Raw genomic sequence first — 23,320 nt, 5'->3', positions numbered from 1 at the left:
ATGAAAATCATTATCATTTGTTCGAGAGATGATTACATTTTAATTTATATAATTTGGAGGAGATGTAAGGTTGAAAAGAAATAAAAGAAAACATATAAATGCAATGGTTATAGCGGCGGCGTTATCACTTCCTTTCGCTGTGTATTCAACACCTGCTTTAGCAGCTGTAGCAATTGAGGCGAATAAAACTGGACATGTTTTAGAAGATGGTACATATGATGCTGTTATTAAAGCTTATAAAGATAAAACGAATGAAGAATCTATGGCAGCTGTTTATATAAAGGATCCTAAGTTAACAATTGAGAATGGAAAGAAAATTGTAACGGCAACGTTAAGTGATAGTGATTTCTTCAAATACTTGAAAACAGAGGATATTCACACTCCAGGTGTGTTTCATGATGTAAAGGTCATATCAGAAGACAAAAAGAAAAATGGGACGAAGGTTATTCAATTTGAAGTTGGAGAATTAGGAAAAAGATACAATATGCAAATGCATATTTATATTCCAACGATGGCCTATGATAATAAATATCAAGTACAGTTTGAAGTAAATGCTTTAAATTTAGAAAATAATGTTCCAGAAAAACAAAAGGAAAATCAAGAGGAAAAAGTGGATCAACAAGATGAAAGTGGAAATGTAATATTAGATAAGCAATTGCAAAAACACATTAATAAATATAACTTAGGTAGAGATAATGTAGATGCTCCAATCACAAAGAAAGATTTATTACAAATTAAAACATTATCCATTTACTCAGGTAAAGGAATAAATGAAATAGCTGGTTTAGAGTATATGACAAATTTAGAGAAGTTGACGTTACGAGAGTCTAATGTAACAGATATATCAGCCATCTCGACGTTGAGAGGTTTGAAGTACGTAGATTTAACTTCTAATCCAATTGAAAATATTCATCCAATTGGGCAGTTAGAGAATATTAATATGCTTTTTTTAAGAGATAATAAAATTTCTGATCTTACACCGTTAAGCAAAATGAAAAAAATTAAAACATTAGATTTAATCGGTAATAACATTAAAGATATTCAGCCATTATTTACATTATCAACTATGAAACAATTATATTTAGCAAATAATCAAATCAGTGATCTTACGGGAATTGATCGATTAAATAATGTGGAACTATTATGGATAGGGAACAATAAAATTAATAATGTTGAATCTATTAGTAAAATGAGTAATCTTATTGAACTAGAAATTGCTGATAGTGAAATAAAAGATATATCACCATTATCTAAATTAGGAAAATTACAAGTACTGAATTTAGAAGAGAATTATATCTCTGATATATCTCCGCTGAGTACTTTAACAAATTTACATGAGATAAACCTTGGAGCGAATGAAATTTCTGACATAAGGCCTGTTGAGGAATTAGGTAAGCGAATTTCAATTGACATTCAAAGACAAAAAATCTTTTTAAATGAAGCAAGTGTGGATGAAGAAATAAAAATCCCAGTATACAACCTTAAAGGAGAGCCACTTCAAAATATTAATCTACAAAGTGAGGGGGCTACTCTGAATAACGGATTTATAAAATGGAATAGTCCTGGAGAAAAAATATATGAATTTAAACTAGATACTAATTCTACTGAAAGTAAAATAAGATTTAATGGCACGGTTATACAGAATATAGTTGAAAAACAAAAAGAAAGTCAAAATGTAATTCTCGATAAAACTTTACAACAACATATTAATAAAGAGAATTTAGGTAGAGAGAATGTAAACGCTCCTATCACAAAAGAAGATTTATTACAGATTAAAAAATTAGAGGTACTTAAAGAAAAAGGAAAAGAGATAAAAGATATAACAGGTTTAGAGTACATGACGAACTTAGAAAAACTCACTTTAGAAGGAGTAGGTTTGAAGAATATTAAATTTATCTCGAACTTAGAAAAGTTGAACAATGTAAATGTATCTCATAATCAAATTGAAGATATAACACCGTTATCTTCATTAAAGAATCTACAGTGGTTAAATCTTGCGGACAATCATATTAAAGATGTATCGGTTATTGGTTCCATGCTAGATTTACTTAGCTTAAATTTAGCTGGGAATGAGATTCGTGATGTAAGGCCGTTAATACAATTAGGTCAGTGGTTTACAGTCGATGTTGGAAGACAAAAACTCATTTTAAATGATGCAAAAATAAACGAAGAGATTCAAGTTCCTGTATATGATTTAGAAGGAGAAAGTATTGAGAATATTAAATTGACAAGTGAGGGAGGGACGTTTAATAACGGAGTAATAAAATGGAGTACCCTAGGTGAAAAGGTGTATCAATTTGATTTAGATTCTGATGAAATTAGTATAAGATTTAACGGAACAGTTATACAGAATATAGTGGAAAAAGAAGATGAGAAAGAACCAACAAAAGAAGTTGAAGAAACAAAAGAAGAAGTAAAAGAGCCAACAAAAGAAGTTGAAGAGGTAAAAGAAGAAGTAAAAGAACCAACGAAAGAAGTTGAAGAAACAAAAGAGGAAGTAAAAGAACCAACGAAAGAAGTTGAAGAGGTAAAAGAAGAAGTAAAAGAGCCGACAAAAGAATTTGAAGAAGCGAAAGAAGAAGTAAAAGAGCCAACAAAAGAAGTTGAAGAAACGAAAGAAGAAGTAAAAGAACCGGTAAAAGAAGTTGAAGAAGCGAAAGAGGAAGTAAAAGAACCAACGAAAGAAGCTGAAGAAGCGAAAGAGGAAGTAAAAGAATCAGCAACAGGATTGGATCAAGAGCCAAAAGGGAATAATCAAGTTGTTGAAAACGAGGGAAGAAAAGCAGACACTTTAAATAAACAACATGCTAATAAGCCAGAGAAAGGTAAGAAATCTTTACCATCAACAGGTGGTGAAGCTAGCACATCGACTTTACTTTCTGGAATAACACTTGTTCTTTCCGCACTAAGTATGTTCGTATTTAGAAAGAGATTATTTAAGAAATAAATAACGTTTAATCTTATTATTATATATAATTAATATTTTGCTTTTTTGAGAAGACATTATCATGGTAGTTTCATTAGAAACATGCATATGATGATGTCTTTTTGTATAAGAAATAGAGTGAAAAACCCATTCGTATGAAAATAATATTTCATACGAATGGGTTTTATTAATCTACTTTTCCACTCAGTTATTATGGATTCAGAAGTAATTTGAGGTGCCAATTGTTACATAACTTTTTTTATTTTTTGAGATACTTCTTTCGTTTGCGAATTAACATCTTCTTTTCGTAACTCTTTAAAGAGCGAAATGACCATAAGAACGACTACAATAGAAAATGGTAGCGCAGCAATTATAGCTGCTATTTGTAGTGCATTCAATCCACCTGCTTGTAATAAAATAGCGGCAATTATCGCGATTGTTAATCCCCATATAAGTTTTAAACTATTTTTTGGTGATAAGCTTCCATTACTCGTTTGCATTGAAACAACAAATGTTGCCGAGTCGGCAGATGTAACGAAAAATGTGGCTACTAAAATTAATCCGATAATTGTTAAAAATGTAGAGAATGGTAAGTGTGAAATGACAGCGAATAATCCAATCTCTGTACCGTTTTTTGTGATTTCATCCGCTATCCCAAGTGATTGGAACATTTCCATATGAATTGCGGTACCACCAAATACTGCAAACCAAAATGTACAGATAAGAGTTGGGACTAATACAACTCCAAAAATAAATTCTTTTATTGTGCGTCCTTTAGAAATACGTGCGATAAATGTGCCGACGAATGGAGACCAAGAGATCCACCATCCCCAATAGAAAATAGTCCAGTTTTCAATCCAAGAAGAGGATTTTTCATTAAATGCTCCCAAATTTAATCCCATACTAGGTAAAGCGCCGATATAAGAACCGAGTGTAGATGTGAAATATTTCATAATAAATACGGTTGGTCCTAAAAGTAAAAAAGAGACGAGTAAAATACCTGCAAGAGAGAAATTCAAGTTACTCAAATATTTAATCCCACGATCTAAGCCAGTTTGCGCACTTGTTAAATATAAAACAGCGAAGATAGCTATAAGCACGAGCTGGGTAAGTAAAGTGTTATGAATGGAAGGGAATAAATAGCTTAATCCTCCGGCAATTTGTTGAGCACCAATCCCAACAGATGGCACAATGCCAAATACTGTGGCTAAAACAGCTAAAATATCAACTGTTTTTCCGATAGGAGAATTTTTCGATCGATTAAATAATGGAGTAACTGTAGCCCCGATTGTGCTACCTTTTTGTTTGCGGAATGTGAAATATGCAATTGTTAAAGCGACCATTGCGTATAGTGACCATGGAAAAAGTCCCCAATGGAAAAATGAATATTGCATAGCGAGTTTGGCGCTTTCTTCTGTGCCTGCTTTTCCTGTTAATGGATCTGTAAAATGTGAAATCGGTTCAGCGATTCCATAGAAGAGGAGTCCAATTCCCATTCCTGCTCCAAACAACATGGATAACCAAGATGGATAACTGTATTTTGGTCTTTCTCCATCTTTACCAAGACGAATAGAACCGTACTTAGAAAATGCTAAATACGTAGCTAAAATAATCATTGCGGTCATAAGTAGAGAGTAAAACCACCCAAATTTATTGAGGATAAATGAGTTTAAAGAAGATGTAACGCTTTGTAAATCGTAGCCTTGTATCCAACTTGCCGGGGTAATTCCCCATATGATGAATAATGTTGTTAGCAAGATGGAGATATAAAATACACTGTTCTCTTTTTTTATCATAGAATCCCACCCTTATTTAATAAAGTTAACAATTATATTAATCATAACAATTAAGGTCTTAATTGTCAAAAAATTCTCTTTTTATCACGTGAAAGGATGTGAATTATTTTAGGGGAGTAAAGAGCAATATGTTCATGATATGTACAAATTGTAGGAAGAAATAATATGAAATATTGCATTTTATATTGTTACATCCAGATTTTATGTTAAATTCTTGAATGGAATATTAAAATAGGGGGCAAGGATATGAACAAGAAATCAAAGATTAATAAAGTGATGCTTAGCATTAGTACAATGGCTTTATCGTTAGGGGCACTTCAAATTCATGCATCAGCGGAAGAAAAAGTACCGTATAACGTGTTGAAAACGAAGCCGGTTGGAATTGAAAAGCCAGTAGATGAAGTTGGACATATTTCAAAAGTTGATGAAAACTTATCATTTCAAGAACGTTTAAAAGTAGGAGATTTTTCACAGCGACCAGCTTCTATTACGAAGAAAACGGCAGTAAAGCAAGTTAAAGAAAGCTATTCAATGGCTGATTTAAACAAAATGAATGATCAAGAATTAGTTGAAACGTTAGGTAGTATTAAGTGGCACCAAATTACAGATCTATTCCAGTTTAATGAAGATGCAAAGGCTTTTTATAAAGATAAAGGAAAAATGCAAGTCATTATAGATGAATTAGCTCATAGGGGAAGTTCATTTACGAAAGATGATTCAAAGGGAATTCAAACGTTTACTGAAGTGTTACGTTCAGCTTTTTATCTGGCCTTTTATAATAACGAATTAAGTGAATTAAATGAAAGAAGCTTCCAGGACAAATGCTTACCTGCTTTAAAAGTAATCGCAAAAAATCCAAACTTTAAGCTTGGTACAGATGAACAAGATACAGTCGTATCTGCATACGGTAAATTAATTAGTAATGCTTCAAGTGATGTTGAAACAGTTCAATACGCATCGAATATTTTAAAGCAATACAATGATAATTTTAATACTTATGTAAATGATCGAATGAAGGGACAAGCAATATACGATATTATGCAAGGTATTGACTATGATATACAGTCGTATTTAACTGTGGCCCGTAAAGAAGCGAATGAAACGATGTGGTATGGAAAAGTAGATGGATTTATTAATGAAATAAATCGTATTGCTCTTCTAAATGAAGTAACGCCAGAAAATAAATGGCTCGTTAATAATGGAATTTATTTTGCTAGCCGTTTAGGGAAGTTTCATAGCAATCCAAATAAAGGATTAGAGGTTGTTACACAAGCGATGCATATGTACCCGCGCTTAAGTGAACCGTATTTTGTTGCGGTAGAACAAATTACAACAAATTATAACGGAAAAGATTATAGCGGGAATACCGTAGATTTAGAGAAAATACGTAAAGAAGGAAAAGAGCAGTATTTACCAAAAACGTATACCTTCGACGATGGATCAATTGTGTTTAAAACAGGAGATAAAGTATCAGAAGAAAAAATTAAGAGACTGTACTGGGCTGCGAAAGAAGTAAAAGCACAGTATCATCGTGTAATTGGTAATGACAAAGCGTTAGAGCCAGGAAATGCAGATGATATATTAACGATAGTAATTTATAACAGTCCAGAGGAGTATCAGTTAAATAGACAACTGTATGGATATGAAACAAACAACGGTGGAATTTATATTGAAGAGACAGGTACATTCTTTACATATGAGCGTACGCCAGAGCAAAGTATTTATAGTTTAGAAGAGTTATTCCGTCATGAGTTTACTCATTATCTGCAAGGGAGATATGAAGTTCCTGGTTTATTTGGAAGAGGAGATATGTATCAAAATGAAAGATTAACTTGGTTCCAAGAAGGGAATGCAGAATTTTTCGCAGGATCTACTCGTACAAATAATGTAGTACCTAGAAAGAGCATCATTAGCGGATTATCATCTGATCCTGCAAGCCGTTATACAGCAGAGCGTACACTATTTGCTAAATATGGTTCTTGGGATTTCTATAACTACTCGTTCGCATTGCAATCTTACTTATATACGCATCAGTTTGAAACATTTGATAAAATTCAAGATTTAATTCGTGCGAATGACGTAAAAAATTATGATGCATATCGTGCAAGTCTAAGTAAAGATTCTAAGCTAAATAAAGAGTATCAAGCGTATATGCAACAGCTAATTGATAATCAAGATAAATATAATGTACCGGAAGTAGCAGATGATTATTTAGCTGAACATGCACCAAAATCGTTAACAGAAGTGAAGAAAGAAATTAGTGAGACATTGTCTATGAAAGATGCAAAAATGACAAAACATGAGTCTCAATTCTTTAATACATTTACATTAGAAGGTACGTTTACAGGTAGTGTAACAAAAGGTGAATCAGAAGACTGGAACGCAATGGGTAAAAGAGTAAATGAAGCTTTAGAACAATTGGCGCAAAAAGAATGGAGCGGCTACAAAACGGTTACAGCATATTTCGTCAATTACCGTGTGAATAGTTCCAATCAATTTGAATATGATGTAGTCTTCCATGGTATCGCAAAAGATGACGGAGAAAATAAAGCTCCAACGGTTAATATAAATGGCCCTTATAATGGGCTTGTAAAAGAAGGAATTCAATTCAAAAGTGATGGCTCAAACGATGAAGATGGAAAAATTGTTTCTTATTTATGGGAATTTGGAGATGGAAGCACAAGTGCAGAAGTGAATCCAGTACATGTATATGAAAGAGAAGGAACTTATAAAGTAGCGTTAAGAGTAAAAGATGATAAAGGAAAAGAGAGCAGAAGCGAAACAACTGTTACGATTAAAGATGGAAGTTTAACAGAATCTGAACCAAATAATCGTCCAGAGGAAGCAAATCGTATCGGGCTAAACACTACTATAAAAGGTAGCCTTATCGGCGGGGATCACACCGATGTTTATACATTTAATGTAGCATCAGCGAGAGATATCGATATTTCTGTTTTAAATGAGTATGGAATTGGGATGACATGGGTACTTAACCATGAATCAGATATGCAAAATTATGCTGCTTACGGTCAAGCTAAAGGAAATCGTATAGAAGCGAAATTAAATGCAAAACCAGGTAAGTATTACTTGTATGTATATAAATATGATAATGGTGATGGAACGTACGAATTATCAATAAAATAAGTGCTTTTCCAATGTATGTTTAACTTTACTTTTTGTGGAAAATAGTATATTATATAGATATATATAATATATCAGTTATTTTCTAGGAGGAGCCTGTCACAATAGGTTTCTCCTGTTCTTTTTTAGAGGCCTGTCTTACAGGCTTTTCTTTAAAGGGTAAATAACTGAAAATTTAGAACGATAATCTTTGAAAGAGGTGGGGCATACACATAACAAAAAAGGATTGTTTAAGAGAGGGGGATAAGAAATGGCTTTGTTTGGTTATCCACTTGAAACAATTTATTTATATGGATTTATTATTGCTACTATACTCACTGTTATTTATATCTTTTTTGGAGATATATTTGAATCCATATTTAGTTTTGGAGGCGGATCGGTATCCGTTGTTACTTTATTACTTAGTTTTTTCGCCATGTTATGTGGACTTAGTTATATAGGAGAATATTTATTTTCCTTTAATAGTATTCTTATTTTCGGGGCTGCATTTGCTATATCTTTTATTGGTGTTTTCATAATGAAAATATTAATTTTAAAGCCGATCGCAGAAGCAGAACAAAACACTGTGCAGCGTATGGATGAATTCATTGGTTGTAAGGGAGAGGTCATTACGACTATTCCTACAGAAGGGTTTGGTGAAGTATTAATTTCCTCCCAATTTGGAAACAATGCAATCCTAGCTAAAACAGTTGGGAAGAAAGATATTTCACAAGGAACTGAAGTTATTATCGAGGGAGTCCAAGATGGTGTTTTGCTTGTACAGAACATCGCTTATTCTTTAAAGAAACCAAAATTATAAGGGGGAATTTACATGACGATTCCATTAATTATCGGTGGAGTATTACTCGCAATTTTAATTCTACTCATTTTAGTATTCATTACAAAGTATCGAACAGTTGGACCAGATGAAGCATTAATTGTTACTGGAAACTGGCTTGGTGGCGGGAAAAATGTAGTTACCACTGATGATGGAAAGAAGATTAAGATTATTCGTGGTGGCGGTACTTTCGTAGTTCCGATTATGCAAAGAGCAGAGCCTTTAAGTCTATTAAACTACAAATTAGAAGTGGGAACACGTGATACGTATACGAAACAAGGTGTACCGATTACAGTAAACGGTGTTTCTATTATTAAAGTAGGATCTACCATTGAAGAAGTTTCTACAGCAGCTGAACAATATTTAGGAAAAGAAACAGAAGAGTTGAAAATAGAAGCGAAAGAAGTTTTAGAAGGGCATCTACGTGCTATTTTATCTTCTATGACAGTAGAAGATGCCTATAGTAATAGAGAGCAATTTGCTCAAAAGGTACATGAAGTAGCTTCTACAGATTTAAAGAAGATGGGACTTCGCATCGTTTCCTTTACAATTAAAGAAATCATGGATAAGAACGGTTACTTAGATGCACTTGGTCAGCCGCAAATTGCGATGGTTAAGCGTGATGCAACAGTTGCAAATGCAGAGCGTGAAAAAGAGGCGCGAATTGAAAAAGCTCGTGCTGAGAAAGAAGCGAAAGAAGCTGAGTATCAACGTGATGCACAAATCGCTGAAGCTGAAAAACATAAAGAGTTAAAAGTACAATCTTATAAGAGAGACCAAGAACAAGCTCGCGCAGATGCAGATCTTTCCTATGAATTACAACAAGCAAAAGCGCAACAAGGTGTTACAGAAGAGCAAATGCGCGTTAAAATCATTGAGCGTGAGAAACAAATTGAATTAGAAGAAAAAGAGATTGCGCGTCGTGAAAAGCAATATGATGCAGAAGTAAAGAAAAAAGCAGATGCAGATCGCTATGCTGTTGAGCAATCAGCGGAAGCTGAAAAAGTAAAACAAATGAAAAAGGCAGATGCGGATCAATATAAGATTGAAGCTGAAGCGAGAGCTCGTGCGGAAGAAGTACGTGTAGAAGGTTTAGCGAAGGCGGAAATCGAAAAAGCGCAAGGTCAAGCAAAAGCAGAAGTACAAAAAGCACAAGGTACAGCGGAAGCAGATGTTATTAGGTTAAAAGGTTTAGCGGAAGCAGAAGCGAAACAAAAAATTGCAGAGGCATTTGAGTTATATGGCCAAGCGGCAATTATGGATATGGTTCTTAACATGCTTCCAAGTTATGCGAAGGAAGTGGCAAGCCCACTTAGCAACATCGATAAAATTACAGTTGTCGATACAGGCGGCGGTGGTAAAAATAGCGGTGCCGGAAAAGTTGCGGGTTATGCAACTGATTTAATGGCAACGATGCAAGAAACGTTAAAAGCTTCTTCTGGTATTGATCTAAAAGAGCTATTAGAAGGATTTGCAGGAAAAGGAGCGGTACAACAATTATCGAATGATAAACCTGTTGTATCTGTAGTAGAAGATGAGAAAAAAGAAGTAAAAAAAGATAAAGAATAGTAAGGTAGGTAGGGCCTCTAGCATGTGCTAGAGGTTCTTCTGTGAATTATAATATTTCGAATAATATACATTTTTATACATTGTTTTAATTATTTAATTTATATAGAATGAAAAAGGTATGTATCAATTCTTTAAATGTAGAAAAAGATGAGAAAAAAGAAATAGAGAGCCTCATCGATACATTTAAATCGTATTATTTTTATAGAAAGATTAAATGTGAAGTGATTACATTTAAAACGGTATGGAGGGGTAGAAGTATGTTTCAAGGGAAATTAAGGAGTAGTAGTTTAAAAACAAAGTTACTTGTATCATTTATTATTATTTTGATTCTTCCGAGTATTGTAATTGGCTGGACGTCTTATCAACAGGCGAAGACGAATTTTAATGAAACGATTTTAAACTCGGCGAAAGATAATATAAAAATTTTGGATAATGTAATTAATAAGGAATTAGATAGTAAAAAAGTAGATGCAACATATTTTACAAAATTATTCACACAATCAAGTTACCAAGCAGACCAAATTCAAAACATCCAAAATAAACTAGAAGAATACAACAAATTACATCCAGAAATGGAAGCAATCTATACAGGATCTAGTAACGGACAGTTTATTCAATCACCAGCTATTCAGATGCCAGACGGATATAATCCTACAGAAAGAGATTGGTATAAAGAGGCCGTGAAGAAAAGTGGAGAGGTAATTGTAACTGCTCCATATAAGTCAAAAACGACAGGGAATACTGTTATTACACTAGCGAAACAAAATGAGGATAAAAGTGGTGTTCTTGGGATTGACTTAATAATTAATGATATTGTTACTACTTCCAAGATGGTTAATATCGGTAAGGAAGGGTATGTAGCAATATTTGATCAAGATAAAAATGTAGTAGCGCACCCGACACTGAAGCCAGGAGAGAAATTAGAAGAGAAACTTAGTAAAGAATTTTATAAACAGGAAGTTGGGGACTTTCATTATTCATTAGATGGCGAAGAGCGTAACATTACTTTTAAAACGAATAAGAAAACTGGATGGAAAATAGCAGGAATAATGCCTTCAAAGGAAATTATTGAAGCGGCTGAACCTATTTTCTATAAAACAATAACTGTTCTTGGAATTTCACTACTAATCGGTGGGATTATAATTTACTTTATAATTGGGTCTATTATTAAACCGTTAAAACAACTTGTTATATCATCGAAGAAAATTAGTGAGGGCGATTTAACAGAATCAATTACAGTTCAGTCTAAAGATGAAATTGGACAGCTGGGAGAAAGCTTTAACGAGATGGCAGCATCGTTACATAATGTCATTTCCAATATAAATATTTCAGCAAGTCATGTAGCAGCATCTTCAGAAGAATTAACAGCTAGTATGAAGCAGACAAGCGAAGCGACGGAACAAATTACACAGGCGATGGAGCAAGTGTCGAGTGGGGCTGAAGTACAAACGAAAGAAGTTGAAGAAGGAGCAACATTATTAGAAGAAGTTACAGAAGGAATTCAACGTGTTGCAGATAGTTCTTCATTAGTATCTACAGCCTCTATGTATACGAAGAAAAAAGCCGAAGATGGTGGGAAGTTAGTTGAACAAACTGTGAATCAAATGCAATTAATTCATGAGTCTGTTTCACAATCAGACAAAGTCATTGGTTTGTTAGATGATAAGTCAAAACAAATTGGAGCAATCCTTGAAGTGATTCAACATATTGCAGAGCAGACAAATTTATTAGCATTAAATGCGGCAATTGAGGCTGCGAGAGCTGGAGAGCAAGGAAGAGGATTTGCAATTGTAGCAGATGAAGTGCGGAAATTAGCCGAACAATCAGGACAGTCCTCTACAGAAATTGGAAAACTAGTAAAAGAGATTCAATTTGATATAAAAGAAACAGTAAGCTCTATGAATCAAGTTGGAACAGAAGTACAATCAGGGCTTGTAGTTGCAAATGAAACGAAGCAAAGCTTTACCGAAATATTGAAGTCTACAAATGATACAGTTGTACAAATTGATAGCATGGTAGATGTAGCGAAACAAATGACAGTAGATGCAAAACAAGTAAGTGCATCTATTAATGAAATTGCAGCTACGATTGAAGAAAATGCAGCAAGCGTTCAAAATATTGCTGGTTCCTCGGAAGAACAATTAGCTTCAGTAGATGAAATAAATGCAGCGGCAGTTCATTTATCACAAATGGCAGAGGAATTACAAGAGATGATTGGTAAGTTTAAAATATAATAATAAACTGTTAAGAAACGAAGTAGTGCTTATGCTTCGTTTCTTTTTTTATGAAGATAAAAAAGAAAGAAATATATAGTAAGCGTGTTATGATAATAAAAAACTGTATTTTCTTTAAATTCTATCTTTAATTATGTTAGGGGAATGGTTTTGAAATTGAAAAAATTAAGACTACAACCGAGAATTACATTAACTATTAGTACACTTATTCTTGTTGTACTTTTGCTAACAAGTTATTTATTTTATTACATATTATCTGAAACAGTAGAAGAACAAATTGGAAAAAGAGCTTTGCATGTTGCGAAAACAGTTGCAGCTATACCAGAAATTCAGGAAGCCTTTCAAAAAGAAAATCCAGCTTCTATTATTCAGCCCATTGCAGAAAAAATTCGCATTGATACAGATGCTGATTTCATTGTAGTTGGAAATAGAGAAGGAATTCGTTATGCACATCCTAGGAAAGATAAAATAGGAGAAGCGATGGTTGGTGGAGATAACGAAGGGGTTCTATTAGAAGGAAAATCTTATGTTTCGAAAGCAACTGGATCGTTAGGGCCTTCATTGCGCGGGAAAGTTCCAATCCGTAATCAGGAAAATGACATTATTGGTGTAGTATCTGTTGGCTTTTCAATGGATGATATTCATAGTGCGGTAGAAGTGTATGGGAAGCGTGTGTTTTGGATTGCAATAATAGGTCTGTTAATGGGGATAATCGGCTCTATATATTTAGCAGGAAGTATAAAAAGAATGATGTTTGGAATGGAGCCAGAAGAAATTTCATCTTTATATGAAGAACATAGTACTGTGATTCAATCTGTACGCGAAGGGATTATCGTAATTGATAAAAATGGAATGGTCAGTTTAGTAAATCAAGCAGCTTATGATATTCTTTCGCTAGATAAACAACAAAATATCATTGGAGAGTTTATTTTAAATATAATTCCTAATTCATCCATACTAGATGTACTTCAAACTGGTGAAGAACAATTTGATCGTCAATTAAATATAAAAGGACAGCCTGTTATCGCTAACCGTCTACCTATTAAAGTAAATAATAAAGTTACTGGTGTTGTATCGAGTTTACGTTTGAAATCTGAAATGGATCAGTTAACAGCAGAATTGTCCCAGACGAAGCAATATACAGAGGCATTGCGGGCGCAAACACATGAATATAATAATTTATTGTATACGCTTTCAGGGCTTATTCAATTAGAATCATATGAAGATGCTTTAGAGCTTATTCATAAGGAAACAGCAGTATATCAAGATTTTGTTCAATTTATTATGAAGCGAATTCAAAATCCATGGTTAGGTGGAATTTTAATTGGATTTTATAATAGAGCACGAGAATTGAAGATTGATTTTATGCTAGATCGAGAAAGTAGTTTAGAGAAATTAAGTCCACACATAGAGAGTAATTATGTCGTTTCTATTTTAGGAAACTTAATTACGAATGCATTTGAAGCAATTGAAGGAAATCAAGAGGATGATAAGAAAGTAAGAATGTTTGTAACTGATATTGGAGAAGAAATATTAATTGAAGTGGAAGATGCAGGGGAAGGAATTCAGGATGAAATAATCACTAACATATTCTATAAAGGTTTTTCGACGAAAGAAGGAAAAAAGCGAGGATATGGATTAGCAAAAGTGAAAGAGTTAGTAGAAGATTTAAATGGAAGTATTGCAATTGAAAAAGGGGACTTAGGTGGTGCATTATTTATTATCGCATTACCGAAAGAGAGAGGCGAATTGTAATGGGTGAGGAGATTGAAGTATTGATTGTAGAAGATGATATTCGGATTGCGGACATTCATCGTCGTTTTACTGAAAAGATTGAGGGTTTTAAAGTAATTGGAACAGCGACGACTGGAGAACAAGCGAAAGAATGGTTAGATCTTGTGAAGCCACAGCTCGTTTTATTAGACGTGTATTTACCTGATATGCAAGGAACGGAACTTGTTACATATATTAGGCATCATTTGCATGATACAGATATTATTATGATTACAGCCGCATCGGAAACAGATGTAGTGCGGCACGCCCTGCGAGGCGGAGTAACAGATTATATCGTAAAGCCACTTATGTTTGATCGATTTAAGGCGAGTTTGGAAAGTTATCAAAAAAAGATTGTGCAGTTAAAGAGAAACAATCAATTATCGACGGAACAAATTGAATATTTATGGTCTCAAAGAGGTGTGAAGGGGAATCAAATAGAATACGCTCCAAAAGGGATCGATCCTTTAACTTTAGCAAAGGTAAAAAAGCATATGTTAACAGTTAATGAAGAAGGAATTACTGCAGAGATGCTAAGCTCAATGATTGGAGTAAGTCGATCAACGGCAAGGCGCTATTTAGAGTATTTGATATCTGGGAAGAAAGTCCATGCAGAGCTAATATATGGAAGTGTGGGGAGACCGGAGAGAAGGTATTTTCTTGTTTCTTCATAAAAAAAACAGTAGAGGATTCATTTCTTCTACTGTTTTTTTGCGTCTTATATTGGAATAATCCCAATTACAATTCCAGTAATTAACATCACTATTGTCGTTCCAACTGCCCACAATAAAGTGAAGCGTTGATGTTCACCGAAATCAACTTTAGCCATTCCGACTAATAAATAAGTGGAAGCGACAAGAGGACTTAATAAGTGAACGGGTTGACCGAGTAAGGAAGCACGTCCCATTTCAGCTGCACTAATTCCGTAAGTAGCAGCAGCTTTCGTTAAAATAGGTAGTACTCCAAAGTAAAATGCATCATTGGACATGAAAAATGTGAATGGCATACTAAGAAGAGCTGTAATAATTGGCAATTGTGGTCCAAGTGCATCTGGTATAAGAGTTACTACACTTTGAGCCATCGCATCTACCATTTTTGTTCCAGATAAAATGCCAGTGAAAATTCCAGCAGCAAATACGAGAGAAACAACCGCTAATACGTTTCCTGCATGAGAAGCAATACGTTCTTTTTGTTGCTCTAAGTTTGGATAGTTAATCATAACAGCAATAGCAAAAGCGACTGTAAATAAAACAGGTAATGGCATAACTTCTAGTATAAGACAAACAAGTAATGTAGCGGTTAATAAAAAGTTAATCCATAGAAGTTTAGGGCGTTTATGCACTGCAGCTTCCACTGTTGCAGCTTGCTCATCCGTTGTTTGCATTTGTTTTAAATATTGTACATCCATAATGCCTAAACGTTTTCTTTCTTTTTTTCCAAGATAGTAAGCAACGAAAACTACCCAAAGTGCACCAGCAATCATTCCTGGTATGAGTGGTGTGAAGAGTTCTGATGCATCTAGTCCAAGTGCACTCATAACCCGAGCGGTTGGTCCGCCCCAAGGCGTAAGGTTTGTTACACCAGCCCCTAACATAACAACCCCAGCTAGTATAAGTGGATTCATTCCAAGACGCTTATATAGCGGGTACATTGCGGAAACAGTAATCATATATGTTGTTGTACCATCACCGTCTAAAGAAACGATAATAGTTAATATAGCCGTGCCGACAACAATTTTTAAAGGATCACCTTTTACAAACTTTAAAATTTTGCTAATGACAGGATCGAATAAACCGCTATCAATCATAATTCCAAAATATAAAATAGCAAACATAAGCATAATACCAGTAGGTGCTAATTTTTGAATCCCCTCTAACATCATAGGTCCCATATTGGCATAGAATCCGCCAATTAATGCAAAAACACTCGGAATTAATATTAATGCTACTAGCGCTGACATACGTTTCGTCATAATTAAAAACATAAAGACAAATACCATTGCAAATCCAAGTAGTGCTAACATGTAATTTCCCCCTCAAAAGAATGATTGCGCTTTCAAAATAGAATAAAAATTCAGAAAAAAGGTTTTTTGTTTATAATAAAAGCATCTCTTCAAATGGTAAATAATTTGAAAAATAACATCATTAGAAGCATAATTTTTATTTTGTTCATTTTGTTCACGGTAGTTAATTTGAATTTTTAAAAAGTAAGCTGCGCTTCGTAAGAATGGTAGAATAAGATGAAAATAGTGAAGTGTGAAATAGGGAGTAGATTTTATATGAAAACGAGAATTGAAGAGATTTATAGTTCTTATGAAGGGAAAGTAGAAGAAATCTTTATTAATGAATCTTCTTACGTATATGAATGGGAAAAATTACTGATGATCCGAAAAAATGACGGTGAACTTAAAAAAGTCGCAGTCGGGATTAGTGGAAATATAAGATTGGTAAATGTAGAAGTTGGACAGGAAATTAGTACGGATACATTATTAGTTAAGCTAGAAGATGATTTGTTAATTACAGGCTGTGAATGATGAGAGATGTGTAGAGATAGCTACACATCTTTTTTGTTTCCTATATTACAAAAAGCACATTGTTTTTTCACAAATCTCACACAACCTTTTGGTATTCTTTTCGTGGAGTATACGGTTTTTAGGGAGGAATATTGATGAAAGTAAAATATGTCGTACTTGCTATATGTTTATGTTTCTTATTTACGGTAGTCGGATGTGGGAAAAAGGAAACAGCAGCTGTTGCCATTGATGAGAAACATGATAAATGTGATATTTGCCAAATTGGTGTAGTGGATAATCAATTTGCAACAGAAATCATTTTAGAAAATGGAAAAGCGTTAAAGTTTGATGATATCGGTTGTATGTATAAATGGATGGAGATCAATTCAGGTGAAAAGACGAAAGAAAAATTTGTTCGAGATTATGATTCGAAAGATTGGGTTTCGTTAGAAGACGCTACTTATGTATATGATAAAACAATAACGACACCGATGGCTTATAATGTTATTTCATTTAAAAGTAAAAAAGATGCAGAAAGCTTTGTGTCTAACTATAAGGGGAAGGTTCTTTCGTATAAAGAGCTAGCAGAGCATAAATGGGAAATGAATAAAGAGATGATGGGGAAGCCGAAAGCAGGAAATCATGGTGGGCACCATTAATAATAGAAAAAGACAACTATATAGTTGTCTTTTTCTATTATTACTCAGGTGCAAATATAGAAAAGGTGTAAAATTTTTAGAAGAACGGTTACAATGGAATATAGTAAGCTGGAGCAATCATTTATCCCGTTATTTGTGGGCAGTAAGACCCCCGCCTCAAAATTCAGTGAAAGCAAAGAAGTTAGGTGGGGTCGGGCTGCCCGTAAAAGCCCGATGGGTGTGGGCTAATAATCAGTGGTGGATGAACAAAACCCCACTAATTAAAGTTTCACTTTATGTACTTTTTAGAAATGTATACAAATGCGGTAAAAACGTGCTAAACTAATTGCTTCATAATGTTAATGATGAGGCCATCAGGCGTATCATTCCAATAGGTTGAGAAACATAGTATAAGCTTAAGATAATCCGATTAAAGAAGGAATCTAAAGGGCTTATGGATAAATGTACTCAAGAAGAGTTATTGTATGTGATGGAGGAATGGTTAAGAAAACATTATCTTTCATAGGAGCTGTAGTTGTGAGAAAACAAAAAATTTTATTATGTATTTTATTAGGACTTTTAATGACGGTAGTGGCTTGCGATAAGCAAGAAGAACCAGAATCGAAACCGGTTCATGTGAAAAATGAAAAGAAAAAAGAGAAGCATAAAGAACAGGAAGAATCTAAAGAAGAGAAAAGTATAAATTTAATGGACAAACAGTTGTTACTTTCAGCGACTCTTGGAGACACAGAGACAGCTATGAAGTTGATTCAGGATGGAGCGAGTATAAACGTAGAAGGTGACAACGGAGAAACACCTGTCCTTGCAGCAACGTACCAAAATCATGTAGAGACAGTTAAAGCATTAATTGGTGCAGGTGCTAATATTGAAATTAAAGATGAGAAACAAAGCAATCCGCTTCTTTATGCAAGTAGAGAAGGATATACGGATATTGTAAAAGTATTAATTAATGCAGGAGTTAATACGAAAGAAACGACTAAGTCAGGTGGAACAGCACTTATTTCTGCATCTGAGCGTGGCCATGTAGAGGTTGTTAAAGAATTATTAGAGCATACAGATATTGATGTGAATTATAAAAATGAACGTGGTGGAACAGCGCTATTAGAAGCAATTGTATTAGGAAATGGTAGTGAAAACCATAAGAAAGTAATTCAAATGCTTATTGACCACGGTGCAGATGTAAATATGGCTAACAAGGAAAATCTGACGCCATTGCAATTTGCTGAAAAAAGAGGTTTTAAAGATATTGCAAATATGTTGAGGGTAGCTGGAGCGAATGAAGTAATACAGCCGCAACCACAGCCGGTAGAATAACAAGGCGAACAAGTAAAAAGTACGAAATAATCCCATTTAGATAGACAGAATGAAGAAATCAGTTAGTATGATGGATTCAGTAATGTGTATTTGAATGGGATTTTTGTTTTGAACATGAAAAAGAAATTATGGATGGTATATGGAGTAACTAAGGAGGATATAAATGAGGCTCTCAGAACTGGATTTAATAGCAATTCAGGTAGAAGTTTTATTTGTTCATAGTCCAGTAGGAAAAATGAAATGTGTAAATGAAAAAGGAAATCCAAAGGCACCACGTTTTTTTCTTGGCAGAACTCGTGAAGGGAGTATAACGAGATATCATTGTAATGTGGATGATAAAACGATAAGTAAGATTGAGAAATTAATTCGAGAACCTTCAAATCATATAGGGATAGCAAAGATTATTAATGTATTAAATGAAGAAAGAACAGTGGAAAATATTTGGATGGGTCCTGCTTTCATGTTACCTAATAATTTACATAAACCAACTAGAACAATACAAATAACAGAGAAGAATAAAGAGCTTTTGCGAGAAAACTTTTCTAATTTAATAGAACAGATGGAATGGAGGCAACCTTATTTTGCAATTGTACAAAATGAAAAGGTAGTTTCTATATGTTGCAGTGCCAGAAGTACGCCCGTAGCTGCTGAGGCAAGTGTGGAAACTTTAGCCGAGTTTCAAGGGAATGGATATGGTACTGATGTTGTTACAGCCTGGGCAATATCAATACAAGAAGAAAAACGCATTCCACTTTATAGTACTTCTTGGGATAATTATGCCTCACAAGCAGTTGCAAGAAAACTAAAACTGATTAACTATGGAATGAATTTGCATATCACTTGAATTTTAAAGATAGTTGTTGAGTTTTGTTGGAGTTCATTCGTATATCTAGATTATTGTAAAAGTAATATGGTGAATATTAACACTCGATTAACACCTAATTAACAATCTATCAAAACTGGCTTAATAAATGCGTAATATAGTAAAGGTAACAAAATAACTAGGGTAGAGAACATTTGAGAACACCCGCTTACATATAATGTGCCACTTTCTTAGGTGTGCTCTATTCCCTAGAGTTCAAATAAGGAGAAAGGCGTTCTATGTAAGTAGGTGTTTTTAGTTTGGATAAAAATAGAACAGTTAGGTGGAATGAATGTTTAAAGAACCTTATATTGCGATGATAAAGGATTGGAAAGGATATAAAGCATACAAAAAATTACCGAAAACAGTTTTTCTTATGACTGGTTCAATGCTGGAATTACCAGAGCGTGTATATGAATTGCAGAAACATGGACATGATGTATTTCTTCATTGTGATTTTATACAAGGCTTAAATACGAACACAGAGGAAGCCCTTTTGTATATTCAAGATGTTATTGGGGCACAAGGTATTATTTCAACAAAGGGTTCGACAATTCGAAATGCTAATAAAATTGGATTAAAAACAATTCAACGTATTTTTATTGTAGATACTTTATCTCTTACTAAATCAATTGAAAATTGTAAAACGACTAAACCAAATGCAGTAGAGATTATGCCGGGTATTATGCCTTCTATTATTAAACAACTAGCAGGAGAAATAGAGTTTCCTATTATTGCAGGCGGGCTAATCCAAACGCGAGAAGATGCGGAAATTGCAATTCGTGCAGGAGCAAGTGCGATTTCAACAAGTCATTATGAAGTATGGATACAAGAAGAAAAAAGGAGTGCAACCTTGTGATTGAATTGAAAGATGTTTCAAAGGTATATAAAAATGCAGAAGAGACAGCGGTTAAAGGCGTATCGGTTCATATTAAGAAGGGCGAATTTTTTGTTTTAGTTGGACCTTCGGGATGTGGGAAAAGCACATTATTACGAATGATCGCTGGCTTAGAAGAGATTTCTTCGGGAGATTTAATTATTAATGAAAGTGTTGCAAATGATCTAGAGCCGAAAGACCGTAATCTATCAATGGTATTTCAAAATTATGCATTATATCCACACTTATCTGTAGAAGAAAATATTTTATTTGGACTTAAGGTAAGAAAAGTACAAAAAGAAGAGCGACAAAAGCGATTAATGGAAGCTATTGAAATGGTAGGACTGAAAGAGTATGTGAAAATGAAACCAGGTCAATTATCAGGCGGACAAAGACAGCGTGTTGCGCTTGCTAGGGCGATCGTGAGTCAAGCACCAATCTGTTTAATGGATGAACCACTATCGAATTTAGATGCGAAATTACGTGCGCAAATGAGAATTGAAATTAGAGAAATTCAGCAGCGATTAGGAATTACGATGATTTACGTTACCCACGATCAAATAGAAGCGATGACTATGGGAGATCGTATTATGGTTTTAAATAAAGGAAGTATACAGCAAGTTGGAACACCACTTGAAATATATAACGAACCAGCAAACGAATTTGTTGCAAGCTTTATAGGCTCTCCTTCTATGAATATAAATGATGGAGAAGTGGATAAAGAAAAAGGTGTATTACATATAGGGCAATTGCAGATTCCATTATCTATTGGACAGTTAAAGCAATTACCAGAAGGAACAATTCGCATAGGCATGCGTCCTGAGCATATTGCACTGTCTGAGGAAGGACAAGAAGTGACGCTGCAATCTGTAGAAGTATTAGGGAATGAATCTATATTAAACTTTGCGGTAAATGGAACAACTTGGAGTGCGAAAGTCATCGGACAGTTACTCCTGAACAAAGGTGACAAAGTAAAATTATTATTCTCGCAAGAAAAGTTATGCTTCTTTAACGAAAACACGAATGAACGCTTAAAAGTGGTAGCTGAAGAAGAGTTGAAAGTGGTGGCGAAATAATGATCGAAGTAAGTAAGTTACCAGTTCAAACAGAAGTTTCAAAAAAGAAAAATTTATGGGGTAGAACGAAAGATTTAAGAATAGGATTATTGTTTTTGGCACCATCTATTTTGCTATTTTCGATTTTTTTGTTCTATCCATTGTTTAGGACGATTTACTATAGCTTTTATTTAACCGATATACATGGGGAAGCTAATCTTTTCGTTGGCTTAGAAAATTATCAATATTTATTCTCTGATCCTGCTTTCTACCAAAGTATAAAATCAACTTTATTATTTGTTTTATATACAGTACCTACGAGTATTATATTCGCTTTGTTTCTTGCATTGATTGCAAATGGAAAAGTAAGAGGTATTGGGTTATTCCGAGTTCTGTTTTCTTCGACGATGGGAATATCAGTGGCTGCTAGTGCAGTGATTTGGCTATTTTTATTTCATCCAAGTGTAGGATTGTTTAATAATATATTAGCCTCTATGAATCTTCCTGCAATCGCATGGTTAACAAGTCCGGACTGGGCATTGTTTTCTGTATCGGTTACAACAATTTGGGTGAATACAGGATTTGCATTTTTAGTTATATTAGGTGGTTTACAAAATATCGATAGGTCTTTATATGAGAGTGCATCTATAGATGGTGCTAGTTATTTATATAAGCTCCGTCGTGTTACATTACCGATGCTATCACCGACTTTATTCTTTATCGTGACAGTAACGTTAATTAGTGCGTTCCAAAGCTTTGGACAAATTGATATTTTAACGCACGGTGGACCGAATGATGCAACGAATTTAATTGTGTACTCGATTTATAAAGAGGCATTTGTGAATCATCAATTTGGAACAGCAAGTGCACAAGCGATGGTATTATTTATTTTCATTTTCATTGCTACATTACTTCAATTTAAGTTTGCTGAGAGAAAGGTGCATTATAAATGATTGTTAAACAGTGGAAGCAAAATTTCCTATTATACATGTTGCTCATTATTAGTACAGTAATGGTATTTTTTCCTGTACTGTATGCATTTTTAATAAGCTTTATGACACCAGACGATATTCAAATGAGAAGGTTATTCCCGACCCAGTTTACTTTTGATAATTTCATTAATATTTTTCAAAAAGTACCGCTTTTTACATACTTATATAACAGTTTAATTGTATCGACAGTCGTTATGATTGGACAACTTATCGTATCGAGCTTAGCGGCTTATGCTTTTGTTTTTCTTCAGTTTAAAGGAAGAAACCTTATTTTCTTCCTGTTTATTTCAACGATGCTTATTCCGTGGGAAGCAACGATGGTACCTAACTTTTTAACGATTCAAAACTTTGGCTGGATCAATAGTTTCGCTGGGATGACAGTGCCATTTTTTGCAACAGCTTTCGGTATTTTCTTGCTACGTCAACATTTTATGACACTTCCGAATGAACTGAAAGAAGCTGCTTTTATTGAAGGGATTGGAAATATAAGATTTTTATTCAGCGTTGTAATTCCGTATTGTAAAACGAGTTTTATTACGCTTGGAGTATATAGCTTTTTAACAACATGGAATATGTATTTATGGCCACTTTTAGTGACCACTGATGAAAAAGTAAGAACAGTGCAAATTGGTGTGAAGCAGCTTCAGTCTCAAGAAGTTGCAACTGATTGGGGAAGCGTAATGGCCGGTGTTACGGTTATCGTTATTCCGACATTGATTTTACTATTTTTAGGGCAAAAGCAATTACAACAAGGATTAACAAAAGGTGCAATTAAATAACTAAGAGAAGGTGA

The 23,320-nt window shown here is 34.1% G+C and carries 17 protein-coding genes and 1 pseudogene; 16 read left to right on the top strand and 2 right to left on the bottom strand.

The genetic code is table 11. The annotated features are described in order from the left end of the window. Positions 1-70 precede the first annotated feature (70 nt). Positions 71-2,947 (top strand): leucine-rich repeat domain-containing protein, encoded by a 2,877-nt coding sequence (locus COK05_RS16610; RefSeq protein ID WP_098613444.1) that lies wholly within the window; start codon positions 71-73, stop codon positions 2,945-2,947. A 224-nt stretch (positions 2,948-3,171) separates the two neighbouring features. Here the strand turns inward: COK05_RS16610 and opuD are convergent, their stop codons facing one another. Beyond that, complete coding sequence (opuD, locus tag COK05_RS16605) at positions 3,172-4,722, bottom strand: glycine betaine transporter OpuD (protein ID WP_098613443.1); 1,551 nt, start codon at positions 4,720-4,722, stop codon at positions 3,172-3,174. A 246-nt stretch (positions 4,723-4,968) separates the two neighbouring features. On the opposite strand from opuD, the gene colA reads away from it, so the two are divergent. From colA to COK05_RS16575, 7 genes and pseudogenes are all read left to right on the top strand, one after another. Then, positions 4,969-7,866: a collagenase ColA gene (gene colA / locus COK05_RS16600; protein ID WP_098613442.1), complete on the top strand. Its 2,898-nt coding sequence runs from the start codon at positions 4,969-4,971 to the stop codon at positions 7,864-7,866. Positions 7,867-8,113: 247 nt separating this feature from the next. Next, a complete protein-coding gene (locus tag COK05_RS16595; protein WP_001173143.1) occupies positions 8,114-8,662 on the top strand; it encodes an NfeD family protein in 549 nt (182 codons plus the stop codon). Positions 8,663-8,674: 12 nt separating this feature from the next. Continuing rightward, the gene (locus COK05_RS16590) at positions 8,675-10,249 is read left to right on the top strand and encodes a flotillin family protein (protein WP_098613441.1); all 1,575 of its coding nucleotides are present in this window, start codon (positions 8,675-8,677) and stop codon (positions 10,247-10,249) included. Positions 10,250-10,356: 107 nt separating this feature from the next. Further along, positions 10,357-11,541: pseudogene (locus COK05_RS32210) on the top strand (HAMP domain-containing protein); the annotation flags it as partial. Next, the gene (locus tag COK05_RS32205) at positions 11,536-12,483 is read left to right on the top strand and encodes a methyl-accepting chemotaxis protein (RefSeq protein WP_377858858.1); all 948 of its coding nucleotides are present in this window, start codon (positions 11,536-11,538) and stop codon (positions 12,481-12,483) included. The pseudogene COK05_RS32210 and the gene COK05_RS32205, both read left to right, overlap by 6 nt. Before the next feature lie 150 nt (positions 12,484-12,633). Further along, a complete protein-coding gene (locus COK05_RS16580; RefSeq protein ID WP_440898754.1) occupies positions 12,634-14,238 on the top strand; it encodes an ATP-binding protein in 1,605 nt (534 codons plus the stop codon). Beyond that, positions 14,238-14,930: a response regulator gene (locus tag COK05_RS16575; RefSeq protein ID WP_098613438.1), complete on the top strand. Its 693-nt coding sequence runs from the start codon at positions 14,238-14,240 to the stop codon at positions 14,928-14,930. Before COK05_RS16580 ends, COK05_RS16575 begins: the two co-directional genes overlap by 1 nt. 44 nt (positions 14,931-14,974) lie before the next feature. On the opposite strand, the gene COK05_RS16570 is transcribed toward COK05_RS16575, so the two are convergent. Then, the gene (locus COK05_RS16570) at positions 14,975-16,279 is read right to left on the bottom strand and encodes a CitMHS family transporter (protein ID WP_098613437.1); all 1,305 of its coding nucleotides are present in this window, start codon (positions 16,277-16,279) and stop codon (positions 14,975-14,977) included. A gap of 255 nt (positions 16,280-16,534) precedes the next feature. Between COK05_RS16570 and COK05_RS16565 the strand changes: the two genes are divergently transcribed. From COK05_RS16565 to COK05_RS16530, 8 genes are all read left to right on the top strand, one after another. Then, a complete protein-coding gene (locus tag COK05_RS16565) occupies positions 16,535-16,789 on the top strand; it encodes a hypothetical protein (RefSeq protein ID WP_098613436.1) in 255 nt (84 codons plus the stop codon). A gap of 134 nt (positions 16,790-16,923) precedes the next feature. Next, entirely contained in the window at positions 16,924-17,427 is a 504-nt protein-coding gene (locus COK05_RS16560) for a nitrous oxide reductase accessory protein NosL (protein WP_098613435.1), read from the top strand. Positions 17,428-17,868: 441 nt separating this feature from the next. Beyond that, positions 17,869-18,741 carry an ankyrin repeat domain-containing protein gene (locus tag COK05_RS16555; RefSeq protein WP_141539128.1) on the top strand — a complete coding sequence of 291 codons (873 nt, stop codon included), beginning with the start codon at positions 17,869-17,871 and terminating at the stop codon, positions 18,739-18,741. Between the two features lie 163 nt (positions 18,742-18,904). Further along, positions 18,905-19,585 carry a GNAT family N-acetyltransferase gene (locus COK05_RS16550; RefSeq protein WP_098613434.1) on the top strand — a complete coding sequence of 227 codons (681 nt, stop codon included), beginning with the start codon at positions 18,905-18,907 and terminating at the stop codon, positions 19,583-19,585. Positions 19,586-19,895: 310 nt separating this feature from the next. Further along, positions 19,896-20,462 carry a glycerol-3-phosphate responsive antiterminator gene (locus tag COK05_RS16545; protein WP_098613433.1) on the top strand — a complete coding sequence of 189 codons (567 nt, stop codon included), beginning with the start codon at positions 19,896-19,898 and terminating at the stop codon, positions 20,460-20,462. Further along, on the top strand, positions 20,459-21,556 hold the full coding sequence (locus COK05_RS16540) for an ABC transporter ATP-binding protein (protein ID WP_141539127.1): 1,098 nt from the start codon (positions 20,459-20,461) through the stop codon (positions 21,554-21,556). Before COK05_RS16545 ends, COK05_RS16540 begins: the two co-directional genes overlap by 4 nt. Further along, on the top strand, positions 21,556-22,488 hold the full coding sequence (locus COK05_RS16535; RefSeq protein ID WP_098613431.1) for a carbohydrate ABC transporter permease: 933 nt from the start codon (positions 21,556-21,558) through the stop codon (positions 22,486-22,488). The genes COK05_RS16540 and COK05_RS16535 overlap by 1 nt, the downstream gene beginning before the upstream one ends. Then, positions 22,485-23,306 carry a carbohydrate ABC transporter permease gene (locus tag COK05_RS16530; RefSeq protein ID WP_086384849.1) on the top strand — a complete coding sequence of 274 codons (822 nt, stop codon included), beginning with the start codon at positions 22,485-22,487 and terminating at the stop codon, positions 23,304-23,306. Before COK05_RS16535 ends, COK05_RS16530 begins: the two co-directional genes overlap by 4 nt. Positions 23,307-23,320 lie beyond the last annotated feature (14 nt).

The sequence above is a fragment of the Bacillus cereus genome, from assembly GCF_002567495.1.
In the GTDB taxonomy this organism is placed as follows: Bacteria; Bacillota; Bacilli; order Bacillales; family Bacillaceae_G; genus Bacillus_A; species Bacillus_A cereus_AQ.
Note: the sequence above shows the minus strand (reverse complement) of the source record. Positions and strands in the feature narration are given on the sequence as shown.

Coding starts and splice junctions, on each gene's coding strand:
- COK05_RS16570 (WP_098613437.1), bottom strand. CDS start 16,279: ATGTTAGCACTACTTGGATTTGCAATGGTATTTGTCTTTATGTTTTTA.
- COK05_RS16575 (WP_098613438.1), top strand. CDS start 14,238: ATGGGTGAGGAGATTGAAGTATTGATTGTAGAAGATGATATTCGGATT.
- COK05_RS16535 (WP_098613431.1), top strand. CDS start 21,556: ATGATCGAAGTAAGTAAGTTACCAGTTCAAACAGAAGTTTCAAAAAAG.
- opuD (WP_098613443.1), bottom strand. CDS start 4,722: ATGATAAAAAAAGAGAACAGTGTATTTTATATCTCCATCTTGCTAACA.
- COK05_RS16595 (WP_001173143.1), top strand. CDS start 8,114: ATGGCTTTGTTTGGTTATCCACTTGAAACAATTTATTTATATGGATTT.
- colA (WP_098613442.1), top strand. CDS start 4,969: ATGAACAAGAAATCAAAGATTAATAAAGTGATGCTTAGCATTAGTACA.
- COK05_RS16545 (WP_098613433.1), top strand. CDS start 19,896: ATGTTTAAAGAACCTTATATTGCGATGATAAAGGATTGGAAAGGATAT.
- COK05_RS16555 (WP_141539128.1), top strand. CDS start 17,869: ATGTACTCAAGAAGAGTTATTGTATGTGATGGAGGAATGGTTAAGAAA.
- COK05_RS16530 (WP_086384849.1), top strand. CDS start 22,485: ATGATTGTTAAACAGTGGAAGCAAAATTTCCTATTATACATGTTGCTC.
- COK05_RS32205 (WP_377858858.1), top strand. CDS start 11,536: ATGGCAGCATCGTTACATAATGTCATTTCCAATATAAATATTTCAGCA.
- COK05_RS16550 (WP_098613434.1), top strand. CDS start 18,905: ATGAGGCTCTCAGAACTGGATTTAATAGCAATTCAGGTAGAAGTTTTA.
- COK05_RS16560 (WP_098613435.1), top strand. CDS start 16,924: ATGAAAGTAAAATATGTCGTACTTGCTATATGTTTATGTTTCTTATTT.
- COK05_RS16590 (WP_098613441.1), top strand. CDS start 8,675: ATGACGATTCCATTAATTATCGGTGGAGTATTACTCGCAATTTTAATT.
- COK05_RS16565 (WP_098613436.1), top strand. CDS start 16,535: ATGAAAACGAGAATTGAAGAGATTTATAGTTCTTATGAAGGGAAAGTA.